Origin of the sequence: Nocardioides stalactiti (assembly GCF_014180715.1) — a bacterium.
GTDB lineage: Bacteria > Actinomycetota > Actinomycetes > Propionibacteriales > Nocardioidaceae > Nocardioides > Nocardioides stalactiti.
On record NZ_JACEFC010000106.1, the window covers coordinates 1 to 15133 of the forward strand.

15 protein-coding genes and 1 pseudogene are annotated in these 15133 nt (G+C 72.0%); 2 read left to right on the plus strand and 14 right to left on the minus strand.

The window, feature by feature from the left end:
* Positions 1 to 98: 98 nt before the first annotated feature.
* The gene (locus H0487_RS17750) at positions 99 to 995 is read right to left on the minus strand and encodes a phosphotransferase family protein (RefSeq protein ID WP_183095564.1); all 897 of its coding nucleotides are present in this window, start codon (positions 993 to 995) and stop codon (positions 99 to 101) included.
* Between the two features lie 83 nt (positions 996 to 1078).
* A complete protein-coding gene (gene miaB, locus H0487_RS17755) occupies positions 1079 to 2581 on the minus strand; it encodes a tRNA (N6-isopentenyl adenosine(37)-C2)-methylthiotransferase MiaB (RefSeq protein WP_183095565.1) in 1503 nt (500 codons plus the stop codon).
* Positions 2582 to 2617: 36 nt separating this feature from the next.
* Here miaB and H0487_RS17760 point away from each other — a divergent pair, with 36 nt between their 5' ends.
* Positions 2618 to 3835 (plus strand): phospholipase D-like domain-containing protein, encoded by a 1218-nt coding sequence (locus tag H0487_RS17760; protein WP_183095566.1) that lies wholly within the window; start codon positions 2618 to 2620, stop codon positions 3833 to 3835.
* A 31-nt stretch (positions 3836 to 3866) separates the two neighbouring features.
* Here H0487_RS17760 and H0487_RS17765 read toward each other — a convergent pair whose 3' ends face one another.
* The 3 genes from H0487_RS17765 to H0487_RS17775 are packed head-to-tail and all read right to left on the minus strand — an operon-like array spanning position 3867 to position 6072.
* The gene (locus tag H0487_RS17765) at positions 3867 to 4346 is read right to left on the minus strand and encodes a hotdog fold domain-containing protein (RefSeq protein WP_183095567.1); all 480 of its coding nucleotides are present in this window, start codon (positions 4344 to 4346) and stop codon (positions 3867 to 3869) included.
* A gap of 53 nt (positions 4347 to 4399) precedes the next feature.
* Positions 4400 to 5176, minus strand: a complete 777-nt coding sequence (locus H0487_RS17770; protein ID WP_183095568.1) for a trans-aconitate 2-methyltransferase — start codon at positions 5174 to 5176, stop codon at positions 4400 to 4402.
* Positions 5173 to 6072, minus strand: a complete 900-nt coding sequence (locus tag H0487_RS17775) for an alpha/beta fold hydrolase (RefSeq protein ID WP_183095569.1) — start codon at positions 6070 to 6072, stop codon at positions 5173 to 5175. Before H0487_RS17775 ends, H0487_RS17770 begins: the two co-directional genes overlap by 4 nt.
* Before the next feature lie 66 nt (positions 6073 to 6138).
* Between H0487_RS17775 and H0487_RS17780 the strand changes: the two genes are divergently transcribed.
* On the plus strand, positions 6139 to 6636 hold the full coding sequence (locus H0487_RS17780; RefSeq protein ID WP_183095570.1) for a MarR family winged helix-turn-helix transcriptional regulator: 498 nt from the start codon (positions 6139 to 6141) through the stop codon (positions 6634 to 6636).
* Between the two features lies 1 nt (position 6637).
* Here the strand turns inward: H0487_RS17780 and H0487_RS17785 are convergent, their stop codons facing one another.
* The 9 genes and pseudogenes from H0487_RS17785 to H0487_RS17825 all read right to left on the minus strand — a co-directional run.
* Positions 6638 to 7195, minus strand: coding sequence for a Uma2 family endonuclease (locus tag H0487_RS17785; RefSeq protein WP_183095571.1), 558 nt, complete (start codon positions 7193 to 7195; stop codon positions 6638 to 6640).
* A gap of 120 nt (positions 7196 to 7315) precedes the next feature.
* Complete coding sequence (locus H0487_RS17790) at positions 7316 to 7831, minus strand: histidine phosphatase family protein (RefSeq protein ID WP_183095572.1); 516 nt, start codon at positions 7829 to 7831, stop codon at positions 7316 to 7318.
* Positions 7828 to 9681: an ABC-F family ATP-binding cassette domain-containing protein gene (locus H0487_RS17795; protein ID WP_183095573.1), complete on the minus strand. Its 1854-nt coding sequence runs from the start codon at positions 9679 to 9681 to the stop codon at positions 7828 to 7830. The genes H0487_RS17790 and H0487_RS17795 overlap by 4 nt, the downstream gene beginning before the upstream one ends.
* A 26-nt stretch (positions 9682 to 9707) precedes the next feature.
* Positions 9708 to 10643: a 4-(cytidine 5'-diphospho)-2-C-methyl-D-erythritol kinase gene (locus H0487_RS17800; RefSeq protein ID WP_312856007.1), complete on the minus strand. Its 936-nt coding sequence runs from the start codon at positions 10641 to 10643 to the stop codon at positions 9708 to 9710.
* Positions 10640 to 11509, minus strand: a complete 870-nt coding sequence (gene rsmA, locus H0487_RS17805) for a 16S rRNA (adenine(1518)-N(6)/adenine(1519)-N(6))-dimethyltransferase RsmA (RefSeq protein ID WP_183095574.1) — start codon at positions 11507 to 11509, stop codon at positions 10640 to 10642. Before rsmA ends, H0487_RS17800 begins: the two co-directional genes overlap by 4 nt.
* A 29-nt stretch (positions 11510 to 11538) precedes the next feature.
* A complete protein-coding gene (locus H0487_RS24025) occupies positions 11539 to 12732 on the minus strand; it encodes a resuscitation-promoting factor (RefSeq protein WP_312856008.1) in 1194 nt (397 codons plus the stop codon).
* Between the two features lie 297 nt (positions 12733 to 13029).
* Entirely contained in the window at positions 13030 to 13884 is an 855-nt protein-coding gene (locus H0487_RS17815) for a TatD family hydrolase (RefSeq protein WP_183095575.1), read from the minus strand.
* Positions 13881 to 14759 (minus strand): alpha/beta fold hydrolase, encoded by an 879-nt coding sequence (locus H0487_RS17820; RefSeq protein WP_312856009.1) that lies wholly within the window; start codon positions 14757 to 14759, stop codon positions 13881 to 13883. The genes H0487_RS17815 and H0487_RS17820 overlap by 4 nt, the downstream gene beginning before the upstream one ends.
* Positions 14737 to 15133: pseudogene (locus H0487_RS17825) on the minus strand (16S rRNA (cytidine(1402)-2'-O)-methyltransferase); the annotation flags it as partial. The gene H0487_RS17820 and the pseudogene H0487_RS17825, both read right to left, overlap by 23 nt.

Below are 15133 nucleotides of genomic sequence, written 5' to 3' on the forward strand. Positions count from 1 at the left end.
GGACCTGGGGGGTCCGCTCGGTCGAGCGGGTCACACAGACAGCCGTCGGGCCGAGCAGATCGGGGGGTCGCTCGGCCCGGCGGCGCCACATGGGCTCGCTAAGCGGGAGGCTCCGCCGTCCAGTCGTCCGCGGCGACGATCGCCCGGAGGAGCGACTCGGCGCGGGTCGCGACCGGGTTGCTGCCGCTGCGGCCGGCGAGGTCGACCAGCGCCGCCAGGTCCGCGGCCCGGGCGAGGCGGAGGGCCTCCTCCCCCGGGGTGCCGTGACGCGCGGCCCAGGCGTGCAGCACCCCGTCGACGTAGGCCGGTGACCGGTCGAAGCGCAGCAGGTTGCCGAGGTCGGTGAACGGGTGCCCGGCGTGGGCGAACTCCCAGTCGAGGACACCGGTGACCGCCAGGGACTCGGGATCGAGGAGCAGGTTCTTGGGGTTGAGGTCGGAGTGGACCAGGCTGACCCGCCGGACCGTGTCGAGCCAGCCCTGTGCCCGCTCCGCGAGCGTGGCGAGCCGGTCCAGCGCACCGGCCGACCAGTCCTGACGCTGAAGACCCTCTCGGTGGCGCTCGACCCAGCCGGACAGGTCGCTGTCGAACGGCTCGACCCGCAGCTCACGGTCGACGAACAGCCCCGCCTGGACCTGCGGCATCCCTGCCAGCGTCGCCGCGACCCGTCCGACCGCCTCGCCCACCCGCCGCAGCCCGGTCTCGTCGAGCGTCGGGAGGAGCAGGTCGCCACGGACACCCGGCAGGTACTGGGTCACCAGCAGGGCGGGGACGTCGGACCCGGGGTCGCGACGTCGTACCTCCAGGACCTCGGGGACGGGCAGCAGGCCGCGGACCAGCTGGAGCAGCGCCGCAGCGATCTCGGCGGCGTGCTCGGAGTGGTGCTCCGCGGCATAGATCCGTACGACGGTGCGCTCGCCGCCCGCCTCGGCGAGGAACGTCTCCCCCGACCACCCACCCTCGAGCGGAGCGAGGCTGGGGATATCGGGGGGCACCCGCGCATCGTGCCATCCGCGTCGTACCCGGCCTCCATGTCGTGTTCTGTCGAATTCACGACAGGTAGACCGGGTGCGAGGAGTCAGCGGCAGGTGGGAGCGTCGGGCAGCGGGGCGGGGGCGCCGATCGACGGCATGCCGAGGCCTACGCCGGCCGGCGCGGTGGCGATGCCCTGGCGCTTCTCCCACGCGTCGCCGGACCGGGTCCGACGGAGCGCCCGGACGGGGCCGTCGGCCACCAGGTGGTGCGGGGCGGCGTACGTGATCCCGACCGTGACCAGGTCGCCGGGACGGGGCGGCTCGCCGCCGACCGCCGAGAAGTCGGCCTCGAAGTGGACCAGCCGGTTGTCGGGGCCGCGGCCGGACAACCGATGGGTCTCGGCGTTCTTGCGGCCCTCGCCCTCGGCGACCATCAGCTCGACCTCACGGCCGACGAGCCGCTTGTTCTCGTCCCACGCGATCTGGTTGACGAGCTCGACCAGCCGGTCGTAGCGGTCCCGGACGACGTCCGGCGGGATCTGGTCGTCGAGCTCGGCGGCAGGAGTCCCGGGGCGTTTGGAGTACTGGAAGGTGAAGGCACCGGCGAAGCGGGCCTGACGGACGACGTCGAGCGTCGCCTGGTGGTCCTCCTCGGTCTCCCCCGGGAAGCCCACGATGATGTCGGTGGTGATCGCGGCGTCGGGCATCGCGGCGCGGACCCGCTCGATGATGCCGAGGTACTTCGACTGCCGGTAGGAGCGCCGCATCGCCTTGAGCAGTCGGTCGGAGCCGGACTGGAGCGGCATGTGCAGCTGGGGCATCACGTTGGGCGTCTCGGCCATCGCCTCGATGACGTCGTCGGTGAACTCGGCCGGGTGCGGGGAGGTGAAGCGGACCCGCTCCAGCCCCTCGATCTGGCCGCACGCGCGGAGCAGCTTGGAGAACGCCTCGCGGTCGCCGAACTCCACGCCGTAGCTGTTGACGTTCTGGCCGAGCAGCGTGACCTCGGAGACGCCCTCCGCGACGAGCGCCTCGATCTCGGCGAGGATCTCTCCCGGACGGCGGTCCTTCTCCTTGCCGCGCAGCGCGGGGACGATGCAGAACGTGCAGGTGTTGTTGCAGCCCACGGACACCGACACCCACGCGGCGTACGCCGACTCGCGCTTGGTCGGCAGCGTCGACGGGAAGACCTCGAGCGACTCGAGGATCTCGACCTGCGCCTCCTCCTGGACCCGCGCCCGCTCGAGCAGCACCGGCAGCGACCCGATGTTGTGGGTCCCGAACACGACGTCGACGTACGGCGCCTTGGCCGTGATCGTCGAGCGGTCCTTCTGCGCCAGGCAGCCGCCGACGGCGATCTGCATCCCCGGCTTGGCCGCCTTGATCGGGGCCAGGTGGCTGAGGTTGCCGTAGAGCCGGTTGTCGGCGTTCTCCCGCACCGCGCAGGTGTTGAAGACGACCACGTCGGCGGTGTCGCCCTCGCCCGCGATCGCCGCGTCGAACGCCGTGTAGCCCGCGTCCTCCAGGAGCCCCGAGAGCCGCTCGGAGTCGTGGACGTTCATCTGGCACCCGTAGGTGCGGACCTCATACGTTCGGGCGCTGTTCATGACCGTCCCAGCGTAAGCGCAGATAGTGTCCTGCCCGTGATCCGCGTGGCGACGGTGGTCGCGACCCTCCTCGCTGTCCTGGCCGGCGCGACCCTCTCCCCGGCGGTTGGCGACACGTCCCGCGCGTCGGTGGCGGCCGAGCCCCGGGGCGGCTTCACCGTCGAGCGGTCGATGGCCATGAACGACCCGACACGCAACCGCGGGCAGGTGGCGCGCGAGCTGCGCACGCTGATCGAGCACACGCCCCGCGGCGCCACGATCTCGATCATGACCTTCTACATGGCCTCCTCGATCACCTGGCCGGCGCTGCAGGCGGCGTACCGCCGCGGGGTCGACATCCGGGCGATCTTCTACGGCGGGCCGAAGGGGCAGCCGCTCCCGGGGGTGTCGTCGGGCGGGGTCAAGCTCACCGAGATGATCCGGGCCGGCCAGCGGCAGGGGCGCCGAGGCTCGTGGGTGGTGTGGACCAAGAACTCCGCCCGCGGTCGCGACGGCAAGACCACGCTGCACACCAAGTTCTGGCAGTTCTCCAAGGTCGGGCGCACCCGCAAGGTCACCGTCGTCGGCTCCTACAACAACAGCGACGCGGCGGACGCCCGGGCGTACTCCGCGATGGTGACGCTGACGCTGCCCGACCTGTACGACGCCTTCCAGCGCGTCTTCGCGGAGTCGCGCAGGGACCGCAAGCCGCCCGGCAACCCGCTGCGGACGGCGTCGGGCGAGGGCTGGGACGCCTACTTCACGCCGGCACTGCCGATCACCCGGGACAACGACCCGGTCATGGACCGGCTGCGCGCCATCCCAGGGGCGCCCGAGACCCGGATCGTGGTCTCGATGTACTCCTGGCAGGGCTACCGGGGCGAGTGGATCGCCCGCCGGCTCGCCACGATGATGGCGGGCGGCGCGAAGGTCACCGTCGTCGTCGGACCGGACGTCAAGCCGCCCGTGCTGCGGATCCTGCGTGCGGCCGGCGCGCGGCTCGAGGACGGCTGCTGGCGCACCGGCAGCCGCACCCGGCCCTACGCCTACACGCACGACAAGGAGATGACGGCGACCTGGGTGAAGCGCGGCGAGACCCACTACGCCGCGTGGATCGGCTCCGACGACTGGGGCAACGGCGGCGGCGGGTCGCAGTCCGACCAGGCGACCGTCGGCCTCTACGACGAGTGGGCCTTCAACCGCCTCAACAAGCTGCTCGCCCCACAGATCGCGCACGAGCCGGACAATCTCGCCCCCTGCGACCCGCTGCCCTGACGTCGTACGTCCGGGTCGGTGCCCGAGGTGACTACTTGGCCTTCGGCGTGACCCAGAGCCGGATCTCGCCCTCACCGACGACGGTGCCGTCGTCGCGCACGCCCTTGACCTTGACGGCCAGGTCGCCGTCGGCGTTGTCCCACTGCTCCTGGGTGGTCTCGGCGATGCAGGTGATGTCGCTGCTCGCCTTGGCGGTGTAGGACACCTCCATCCCCTTGGGGATCCAGCGCTTGTCGCTGGGGATGGTCACCTCGGCGAGGGCACCCATGGCGGCCTCGAAGCCGTTGCAGAGCGCGATCGCGTGCACGGTGCCGATGTGGTTCTGGACGCTGCGGCGCTTCGGGATGACGAGCTCGACGTGGTTGGGCTCGATGACCGTGAACCGCGGGTGGATCGTCGCGAAGTACGGCGCCTTCTGCGCGAACGCGATCGAGAACGCACGCTTGCCGACCGAGCCGCCGACGACGGGCAGTCCGGAGGCGGTCTTCCAAAGGCTGTGGACCTGGCTCATGTCGGCTGACATTACTCGTGAGTAACAACGCGCACAAGGGCGTGAGGCGCCCGTCACACCGCCTGCGGAGTCCGGGCGACGACGAAGATCCGGCGGAACGGCAGGACCACGCCGTGGCCGTCGTCGGGGTACGCCTCCCGCAGCCGCCGCTTGAGCTCGGCCTCGAACGCGGGCCGCAGGTCGGCGGGCAGCGCCTGCAGCGTGGGACGGGCTCCGGTGCCCGACACCCAGGTGAAGACCGGGTCCTCGCCGTGCAGCACGTGCAGGTACGTCGTCTCCCAGGCGTCGACCTCGCAGCCGAGATCCTGGAGCGCCCGGAGATACGTCGTGGCGCCGTACGACGACGGGACGGCGATCCCCGCGGTGAACATCATGTAGCGCGCCTCGGCCGCGAGCTCGGTGCGGATGGTGTGGCTGGGCTGGTCGAAGTTCCCCGGCACCTGGAACGCGAACCAGCCGCCCGGGCGGACCTGCGCGACCAGGTGCGGCAGCAGCTCCAGGTGATCGGGAAGCCACTGGAGGGTGGCGTTGGAGACGAGCACGTCGACCGGCTCCGCGGGCGACCAGGTGCGGACGTCCCCCACCTCGAAGGTCGCAGCGGCGCCGGAGGCGCGGGCCTTGGCGATCATCTCGGCACTGCTGTCGACACCCGCGACCCGCGCGCCCGGCCACCGCTGGGCCAGCAGCGCGGTCAGGTTGCCCGGGCCGCAGCCGAGGTCGACGACCGTCGCCGGGTCGTCCGCGTCGATCCGGGTGGTCAGGTCGACGAACGGACGGCCGCGCTCGTCGGCGTAGGCCAGGTAGCGGTCGGGGTCCCAGGTGTGGCTCATGCCTGCTCCGCGAGGAACTCCAGGATCCGGGCGTTGACCACCTCGGGCCGCTCGAGCTGGAGGAAGTGGCCGGCGTCGGGGATCATCGCGACCCGCCCGCCGTGCTCGAGCCGGCTGCTGACCTGCGCCGCCCACCGGGCGTCGAGGCAGCCGTCGTCGGCGCCCTGGAGATAGAGCAGCGGCACCAACGGCAGTCCCACGGCGGCCTTCCCGAGGTAGCGGTAGCGGGCGGGGACCCGCCACGGACGGATACCGGCGCGGTAGTAGCCGATCACCGCCGCCTTGTGCGCGTCGGTGGGGACCGAGGCGGCCAGGTGCGCGAGGTCGGCGCTGGCGTCGTACCCCGGCGACCAGGCGCGCCACAGCCGCGCCACGTAGGAGTCGAACCGGCGCTCGGGCAGCACAGGCAGCTGGTTGAACATCGTGTACCAGCTGAGCGCGGCCTGGCGCGGCAGGATCCGCGCCCAGCGGACGATCTCGCCGGGCTTCGGGTTCATCGCCTCGAACGGCGGTACGGCGAGCGTGACCACCCGGCGGAAGGGGCTGCCCTCGTGGGCCGCGATCCCGTTGGCGGTGATGGCACCCCAGTCGTGGCCGACGAGCACCGCTCGGTCGTCGCCACCGAGGGCCTTGTGGAGCTCGAGGACGTCGCTCATCAGCGCCGGCACGTGATAGCTGCCGTCGGCCGGGAAGCCGCTCGGGCCGTAGCCGCGGGTGAACGGCGCGACCACGCGGTAGCCCGCCGCGGCGAGCTCCGGCCCGAGGTGGCGCCAGGTGTTCGCGGTGTCGGGGAAGCCGTGCAGGAGCACGGCGAGCGGGACCGTCTGGTCGTCGACCGGACCCCAGGTCAGGGACGCGATCGTGAGCTGGTCGAGGTCGGTCGTGAGCTGCTCCACGGACACCACCCTAGGCACGCCTTATCTTGACGTCAAGATTCTCGACGGATCCGGTAAACTGTCGACATGGCTGGACGGGACGAGGTCGACGCGCTCATCGACGCGTGGGCGCACGAGCGCAGCGACCTCGACCTCGGACCGGTCGCCGTCTTCAGCCGGATCTCCCGGCTCGGCCACCACGTCGACCGCGCCCGCCGCGCCGCGTTCACCGCCCACGACATCGAGCCGTGGGAGTTCGACGTGCTCGCCGCGCTGCGCCGGGCCGGTGCGCCGTACGAGCTCTCGCCGGGGCGGCTGCTCCGCGAGACCCTGGTGACGAGCGGGACGATGACCAACCGGGTGGACCGGCTGGCCGCGCGCGGACTGGTCGAGCGCCACCCCGACCCGTCCGACCGCCGCGGCGTGCTCGTCCGGCTCACACCCGAGGGCAAGGACGCCGTCGACGGTGCCTTCAGCGCGCTCCTCGACGCCGAGCGCGAGCTCCTCGCCGACCTCCCCGCCGCCGACCAGCAGGTCCTCGCCGGCCTGCTGCGCCAGCTGCTGGTGCCGTTCGCGGAGGAGTGAGTCAGGGCTCGATCAGCCGGGCCGGCGTGAGCTCGATCCGGACCGGCCGCTCGATCGCGAGCGTGCCCTCGCCGAGCGCCGTGCCGACCTCGACGTAGGACCCGTCGACGAGCTCCCACGCGGTGATCGACGGCTTGCCTGGGTCGACCACCCAGTAGTGCTGGCAGGCGGCCTGCTCGAGCCGGGCCTTCTTGAGTGTCAGGTCGATGTTGCGAGTGCTCGGCGACAGCACCTCGACCGCGAGCAACGGCGCGCCCTCGTGGAACCGCCGCGTCAGGTCTTCCTGCCGCGCGAGGAGCAGGTCCGGGATCAGCACCGTGTCCTCGGCCAGCTTGACGTCGAGGGGCGCGAAGAACGGCTCCACGCCGTCCGGCACAAGCGGCGACAGCTCCAGGAGCAGCTTGCGGATGACCCGCTGATGGATCGGGTCGGGAGACGCACTCACGATCAGGACGCCGTCGATGATCTCGTAGCGCCGTCCGTCATCGGGCATCAGCTCGAGGTCGGCGTAGGTGAACTCGCGGCGCGGCGGCAGCCCGGTCACGGTCATGGCGGTCATCGTACGTTCCTTCCGTCGTCATATCGACGAGCGAAGTCGACCGATCCGATGCCTTCCACCGCCCCGCGTCACGCCTGTGGAGGAGGTCCCTGGCTCCCCGCCCCAGGGACGGTTATCGGGTCAGATCACGACGGCGAGAAGGTCCGGCATCGCCAGAGCGCGCCAGCGGTCGAGGTCGGGCGCGGACCCCGCAAGGTCGGCCACGACCACTGTCCAGGCCGTGCCGTGGCCGACGAGGACGAGGTCGAGGCTTGCGTGATCCGCCACGAGGGCACGCACCGCCCCGACGACCCGAGTGCGGCATTCCGCCAGCGGTTCCCAGCCGTCGTACGCCGGCACGTCGGGGTGGTCGAACGCACGTTGCACGACGGTGTCGAAGTCATCGATCCAGCCCACCGAACCGCGGTCGTGCTCCCGCAGTGCGTCGACGATCCCCACCTCGCGCTCGGTCAGCAGCTGGGCCGTCTGCACGGCCTTGGGCTCCGGCGAGCAGTACCAGGCAGCGCCGACCGGCAGCCGACCCGACTCGCGGAGAGCCCACACGTCGTCGAACCCTGCGGGGTCCAGATCCCACTCGGCCGCGGGCCGTGCGGGCTCCACGAGCGGCCGCCCGTGGCGGACGAGGTAGACCGTCACTCCAGGACCGCGGCGGCCTCGAGCCACTCCAGCTCGACGGCCTCCTTCTCCTCCAGCAGCGCGGCCAGCTCGGAGCCGAGCTGGGTGAGCCGGTCGGGGTCGCTGGCGTTCTCGACCAGCGCCGCCGTCAGCTTCGCCTCCTGCTCGGCGAGCCGCTCGAGCTGCTTGTCGAGCCGCGCCACGGCCTTGCGCGCCGTACGTTCCTCCGCCGATCCCGCCTTCGCGCGAGTCGCCTGGGTTGCGGGCGCGACTCGCCCCTCCTGCGGGGCCGAGCTGCCAGGGTCGCTCGACGAAGATGGGCGACTCGACCCCGCAACCTGGGCAACTCGGCCCGGCAAGGTGGGCAAGTCGGCGGAACGGCGCTCGAGGTACTCGTCGACGCCGCGGGGGAGCATGGAGATCTGGCCGTCGCCGAGGAGCGCCCAGACGGAGTCGGTGACCCGCTCCAGGAAGTAGCGGTCGTGGGAGACCACGATCAAGGTGCCGGGCCAGCCGTCGAGGAAGTCCTCGAGGACGTTGAGGGTCTCGATGTCGAGGTCGTTGGTGGGCTCGTCGAGGAGCAGCACGTTGGGCTCGGTGAGGAGGAGCCGGAGCAGCTGGAAGCGTCGGCGCTCGCCGCCGGACAGGTCGCCGAGTCGGGCGGTGAGCTTGTCGCCGGTGAAGCCGAACCGCTCCAGCATCGACGTCGCAGTGATCTCGCCGTCGGCGGTCTTGGTGATCCGCCGGATCGACTCGACGGTGTCGAGCACCCGCGCCTGGGGGTCACCGACGTCGACGTTCTGCGACAGGTGCTGGAGTACGACGGTGCGCCCCTGCTTCACCTTGCCGTGCTGCGGGGCGAGCTCACCGGAGAGCAGGGAGAGCACCGACGTCTTGCCGGCGCCGTTGACGCCGACGATCCCGACCCGGTCGCCCGGACCGAGCCGCCAGGTGGCGCGCTCGAGCAGGACCCGCTCCCCCTCCCCCGGGATCCCCCGGCGCAGGTCGACGTCCTCGAGGTCGATGACGTCCTTGCCGAGACGCTGGGTGGCGAAGCGCTGGAGCTCGAGCCGGTCACGGGGCGGCGGGACGTCCTCGATGAGCGCGTTGGCGGCGTCGATGCGGAACTTCGGCTTCGAGGTCCGGGCAGGCGCACCGCGCCGCAGCCAGGCGAGCTCCTTGCGCATCAGGTTCTGCCGCCGGACCTCCGAGGAGGCCGCCTGCCGCTGGCGCTCAGCCTTCGCGAGCACGAACGCGGCGTACCCGCCCTCGTAGGTGTCGACGACGCCGTCGTGGACCTCCCACGTCTGCTGGCAGACGGCGTCGAGGAACCATCGGTCGTGGGTGACGACGACCAGCGCCGAGGACCGTGCGGCGAGGTGGCCCGCCAGCCAGGCGACCGCCTCGACGTCGAGGTGGTTGGTCGGCTCGTCGAGCACGATCAGGTCGTGCTCGCCGATCAGCAGCGCGGCGAGGCCGCAACGACGCCGCTCCCCACCCGAGAGCCCGGCGACGGCACGGTCGAGCTCGACGCCCGCGAGCAGCACGGTGACGACCTCGCGCAGCACCGGGTCACCGGCCCACTCGTGGTCCGAGCGCCCGCCGAGCACCACGTCACGCACGGTGTGGTCGTCGGCGAACTCGTCGGTCTGGCGCAGGTAGCCGGTCAGCAGCCCGCGCTGGCGCGACACCCGCCCCTCGTCGGCCTCCTCCTCGCCGGTCATCACGCGCAGCAGCGTGGTCTTGCCGTCGCCGTTGCGCCCGACGATCCCGATCCGCTCGCCCACGCCGACGCCGAGCGAGACGTCGGCGAGCAGCGGGCGCACGCCGTAGGACTTCGACACACGCTCCAGGTTGAGGAGGTTGCTCACGAGACTCCGCTCATCGACTCAGTGGCTCATTGGTAGGCGACCACGTGGGCGCCCGCGACCGGCCCGTGCACGACGGCGGTCCGGTCGTAGCCCTGCTCGGCCAGTCGCCCGGCGATCGCGCGGGCGTCCTCCGCGCTGGTGGCGGCGGCGAGCATGGTCGGGCCCGAACCGGACAGCAGGGTCGTCGCGGCGCCGCACTCGAGTGCAGCCTCCGCGACCCGCTGGAGGTCGGGGCGCAGGTAGAAGGCAGCGTCCTCGAGGTCGTTGTAGAGGAACACCACCAGGTCCTCGGCGCCCTCGGGGGCGCGCAGAGCCTCGAGCATCTGCGGCCGGATCCGGTAGTCGTGGTCGCCGCCCTCGAGCAGGTCGTAGGCGCCGTAGACCGACGGCGTCGAGAGGCCCTCCTCGTTGAAGACCACCACCCACCACCACGAGCCGTTGTCCTCGACCGGCGTGACGATCTCGCCGCGCCCGGTGCCGGTGGCGGTGCCGCCGACGAGGGCGAACGGCACGTCGGACCCGAGGTCGGCCGCGATCGAGAGCAGGACGTCGTCGGCGGTGTCGAGGCTCCAGAGCCGGTCGAGCGCGACGAGCGTCGCGGCGGCGTCGGCCGACCCGCCGGCCATGCCCCCCGCGACCGGGATGCTCTTGCGGACCTCGATCGACGCCGCGCACTCGAGCCCGTGGTGAGCCACGAGGGCCCGCCCGGCTCGGAGCGCGATGTTGGTGTCGTCGTCGGGGATCGCCGCGCCGTCGACGTGGATGCCGTCGACGACCGTCGTCACCGACCACTCCTCGGCGTCGGTGACGGTGACGTCGTCATAGAGCGACACCGCCTGGTAGACGGTCTCGAGCGGGTGGAAGCCGTCGGGCCGCACCTTGCCCACGCCGAGGTAGACGTTGATCTTCGCGGGCGCGCGCACGGTCACCGAGACGGGGTCGGGGAACAGGGCGGCGCTCACGGAGCAGATCCTGCCAACTCCTCGGCGATCCGCACGAACTGGTCGATCCCCAGCGACTCCCCGCGGGCCAGCGGGTCGATCCCGGCGGCGACCAGCGCCGCCTCTGCGGCCTCGCCCGAGCCGGCCAGCCCGCGCAGCACCCCGCGCAGGGCCTTGCGCCGCTGGGCGAACGCCGCGTCGATGACGGCGAACACGTCCGCCCGCGGGACCGCGGTGGTGGGCGGCTCACGGCGGGTCCACGCGACCAGGCCCGAGTCGACGTTGGGCGCCGGCCAGAAGACGTTGCGCCCGATCGCCCCGGCCCGTCGTACGTCGGCGAACCAGGCGGCCTTGAGCGACGGGATGCCGTAGGTCTTGGAGCCCGGAGGAGCGGCCAGCCGGTCGGCGACCTCGGACTGCACCATCACCAGGCCGCGCTCCAGGGTGGGCAGCAGCTCCATCAGGTGCAGCAGCACGGGGACGGAGACGTTGTAGGGCAGGTTGGCCACCAGCGCGGTCGGGGCCGGGCCGGGCAGCTCGGTGACCCGCAGCGCGTCGGCCAGGACCACGCGGACCCGGTCGGCCTGCTGGGGGGCGTACTCGGCGATCGTGGCCGGAAGGGCCTCGGCGAGCACCGCGTCGATCTCGACCGCGGTCACCGACGCGCAGGTCTCGAGCAGCGCGAGCGTCAGTGAGCCGAGCCCCGGTCCGACCTCGAGGACGACGTCGTCCGGGCCGACGCCGGACTCGCGGACGATCCGGCGCACCGTGTTGGCGTCGATGACGAAGTTCTGGCCACGCTGCTTGGTGGGCCGTACGTCGAGCTTGTCGGCCAGAAAACGCACCTCCGCCGGTCCGAGGAGTCTCGGACCGGCGGAAGTGTTCATGCAGGGGAGGTTAGTGCCTCAGGCACCGATCACCTCGGCAGGCCGAGGGCGGACGCGCAGCCCGGCCACGAGCCGTAGCCACCGGTGGCCGCCCGGAGCCGCTCGGCGACGGCGATCTGCGCCTCCCGGCTGTTCTGGTGCGGGTAGCCGGAGCCGCCGTAGGCCCGCCAGGTGCCGAGGTTGAACTGGAGGCCGCCGTAGTAGCCGTTGCCGGTGTTGATGGCCCAGTTGCCGCCCGACTCGCACTGGGCGAGGGCGTCCCAGACCGTGTTGCCGCCGGCGAAGTTGGAGGTGACGACCTCCTGGGTGCCGACCTCGACGATCTGGGCGACCGGCTCGTCGAGGACCTTCTGGTTCACGATCTTGCGGCTGACCTCGACGCCGTTGCGGTAGCGGATCTTGTAGACCACGTTGCGCATGCCGGTCTCGCCGGCCTGGACGACCGTCTCGGTGCCCTCCGGCGAGGAGGAGTCCTCACGCGTGACGGTCGGCGCGGAGAACGACTCGTTCTTGACGCGCTTGGTCTTGATCTCGATGTCGACCCAGCGGACCTTGTCGCCGTCCTCGAGGCGCTTCGAGCCCTTGGGGAAGACGAGGTCGTGCTCATCGACGTCCACGTCGAGCGCGCGGAGCGCGTCGGCCGGGGTGAGAGCGGGGACGGTCACCTTCTTCGGCTTCTTGCCGGCAAGGGTGACCGTGAGCTTCTTGGGGGTGACGACCTCGAGCTCGAGGCCACCACGGTCGAGGCTGGTGCTCCGGCTGGTCGAGAGCCGGGCCCCGCGATAGAGCACGCCGATCTGGCTGAGCGCACCGTTGACGTCGGTGGCGGTCACCCAGTGGGTGGACTCCTTGCCGTCGACGGTCAGCTCGATCTCCTTGCCGAACCGCACCGCGATGCGGCTGCCCTCGGTGATCTCCTCGTCCACGTCGGGGGCGACCACGTCGTGCTCGCCGAGCTCGATGCCCTCGGCGTCGAGGACGTCGCCGACGGTGTCACCGAGGACGCGCACCGTGCGCTCCTCGCCATCCACGGAGAGGGTCACGGGGGTCCCGAGCGATCGGTAGCCGTAGGTCGCGCCCATGACGGCGACGAGGACCACGGCGATCGTGGCGACCAGGGCGACCCTGCTGCGCGCGGCCCGGTGGAGGAGGGCGGCGGCGCGAGCCTTCAGCGAAGGGGTCGCGGACGGGAGGGGCTGGGTGGGGTGCTCGTCAACGGGCACGATGCTCCGAACGTCGTACTCTCCGGGCCTCGGGCTGCCAGTGCGCATCCCCTGCAGGGGGAGCCCCGTCGAGCCTCATACGCTCGGCGGTGCGGCGGCGCTGGTCAGGATCTCGGTGCTCGCCGATCCCGGCTGTTGACGTCTACGGAAACAGCAGCAAGCAGCCAAAAGCAAACCGAGGGACGCCGTTTTACGCTCAGCAGGTGACCTGTCTCACCCGGATATCGCCACATCAGCCTCATCCGTTACCGGATCTGCTAACTGATAGTTAGCAGGGTGCGTGGCGTTGGCTACCAGCTACCAGCTGCCGCCGAAGGCCTGCTCGCTGTTGGCGTCGATGGCCGCACACAGGTCGCCGAGGTCGTCACCGCGGACCTCGGCCATGGTCCGCACCGTCATCGGGACGAGGTACGACGCGTTGGTCCGGCCGCGGTACGGGTGTGGGGTCAGGTACGGCGCATCGGTCTCGACGAGGACCCGGTCCTGCGGGGTGACGACGAGGGCGTTGCGCAGCGGCGCGGCGTTCTTGAACGTCACCGTCCCCGCGAACGAGAGATAGGCGCCGCGGTCCAGGCACGCCCGCGCGAAGTCGGCGTCACCGGAGAAGCAGTGCATCACCCAGCGGTCGGGCACCCCCTCGGCGTCGAGGACGTCGAGGACCTCCTGGTGGGAGTCCCTGTCGTGGATGACCAGCGTCTTGTCGAGGCGCTTGGCGAGGTCGATGTGGGCGGCGAACGACGCGACCTGCGCGGCCCGACCCTCCGGACCGGTCCGGTAGTGGTCGAGCCCGGTCTCGCCCACGGCGCGCACCCGCGGGTGCGCCGCGGCGAGCTGGGCGATCGTCTCGATCGCCGCGTCCAGGCCGCCGGCCTCCGCGAGCCGGGGCGCCTCGTTGGGGTGGAGGGCGACGCCGGCGACGACCTCGGGGTGGGTGCGCGCCATCTCGAGCGCGAAGGCCGCCCGCCGCAGGTCGCAGCCGATCTGCACGATCCGTCGTACGCCGACCGCGGCCGCGGCGTCGATCGCCTCGCGGACGTCCCAGGGCACCGCGCCGGCAGGGCCCCGCCCGATGTCGAGGTGACAGTGGTTGTCGACGACCGGGTGCGGCAGCGGCTCCGGTGCCGGGGGGAGGTCGAGCGAGGCTGCGGTCATCCGGCCACCCGGGCCAGGATCGCGTCGGCCAGCAGGTCGGGCACCTCGGTCGGCAGCCAGTGCGACGCGTCGTCGAGGACGACGAGCTCGAACTCGCCGTCGCACCAGTCGGCCGAGTGCTCGGCACCCCACCGGGCGAGCGGCACCTCGTTGGTGCTCCACACCATCGTGGTCGGCGCGGCGATCCGGACGCGGACGGCTCGCGGGTCGGTCAGCGGTACGGCGCGGTAGCAGCCGAGCGAGGTGGGGAAGGCCCCGTCGTCGACGATCTCGGCCCGGAACCGCGCGGCGTCGTCCTTGCTCATCCCGCTGTTGCGGAGCCCGCGCTCGAACCGGGCCGTGCCGTGCTTGGCGATGAGCTCGGGGAGGAGCGGGAGCTGGAAGACCAGGACGTACCAGGACCGGAGCGCCTGGTCGGACCGGAGCATCGAGGAGACCATCGCGGCCGGGTGCGGCACCGACACGGCCGTGAGCGAGCGGACCTTGTCGGGGTAGTGGCCGGCGACGACCCAGGCCGCCGCCGCTCCCCAGTCATGGCCGACCACGTGGGCGCTGCCGCCGATCTCGTCGATCAGGGCGGCGACGTCGCCGGCGAGCTTCGGCAGCGTGTAGTCGCGCCGCCGCTTCGGGCGGGCGCCCGGCGCGAAGCCGCGGCGGTCCGGGGCGAACGTCCGGTAGCCGGCGGCGTTGAGGATGGGCGCGACGTGGCGCCAGCTGGTGGCGCGCTCGGGCCAGCCGTGCAGCAGCACGATCGGCTCGCCGTCGAGGGGTCCGTCGTCCAGGACGTCGAACACGAGGCCGTCGTTCTCGACGGTCGCGATCCGGCCCTGCCCGCGCTGTCGGCCGGGCCGTTCAGTCTTCTGCGTCTTCGCCACTGTGCACCACCTGATAGACCTCGCGCTTCGGCAGCCCGGTCCGCCGGGCCACCGCGGCGATCGCATCCTTGCGGGTCGAGCCTTCGCTGACCAGCACGTCGACCGCCTCTCGCAGGCTAGCGTTGTCAGTCAGTTGACTGGTAGATGTTTCCGCGGCTCCGGCTATGACGAGAGTCACCTCGCCACGGACCCCGTCGGCCGCCCACGCGACCAGCTCGGCGAGGCCCCCGCGCCGTACCTCCTCGTAGGTCTTGGTCAGCTCGCGGCACACCGCCCCCGACCGGTCGGCGCCGAACGCCTCGGCCATCGCCGCGAGCGCCGCCTCGGTGCGGTGCGGCGACTCGAAGAACACCATCGTCCGCGGCTCGGCAGCG

What these genes read in the sequence shown, in the direction of transcription:
- miaB (WP_183095565.1), bottom strand. Translation starts at nt 2,581, where the DNA reads ATGAACAGCGCCCGAACGTATGAGGTCCGCACCTACGGGTGCCAGATG.
- H0487_RS17765 (WP_183095567.1), bottom strand. Translation starts at nt 4,346, where the DNA reads ATGAGCCAGGTCCACAGCCTTTGGAAGACCGCCTCCGGACTGCCCGTC.
- H0487_RS17770 (WP_183095568.1), bottom strand. Translation starts at nt 5,176, where the DNA reads ATGAGCCACACCTGGGACCCCGACCGCTACCTGGCCTACGCCGACGAG.
- H0487_RS17780 (WP_183095570.1), top strand. Translation starts at nt 6,139, where the DNA reads ATGGCTGGACGGGACGAGGTCGACGCGCTCATCGACGCGTGGGCGCAC.
- H0487_RS17785 (WP_183095571.1), bottom strand. Translation starts at nt 7,195, where the DNA reads ATGACCGCCATGACCGTGACCGGGCTGCCGCCGCGCCGCGAGTTCACC.
- rsmA (WP_183095574.1), bottom strand. Translation starts at nt 11,509, where the DNA reads ATGAACACTTCCGCCGGTCCGAGACTCCTCGGACCGGCGGAGGTGCGT.
- H0487_RS17815 (WP_183095575.1), bottom strand. Translation starts at nt 13,884, where the DNA reads ATGACCGCAGCCTCGCTCGACCTCCCCCCGGCACCGGAGCCGCTGCCG.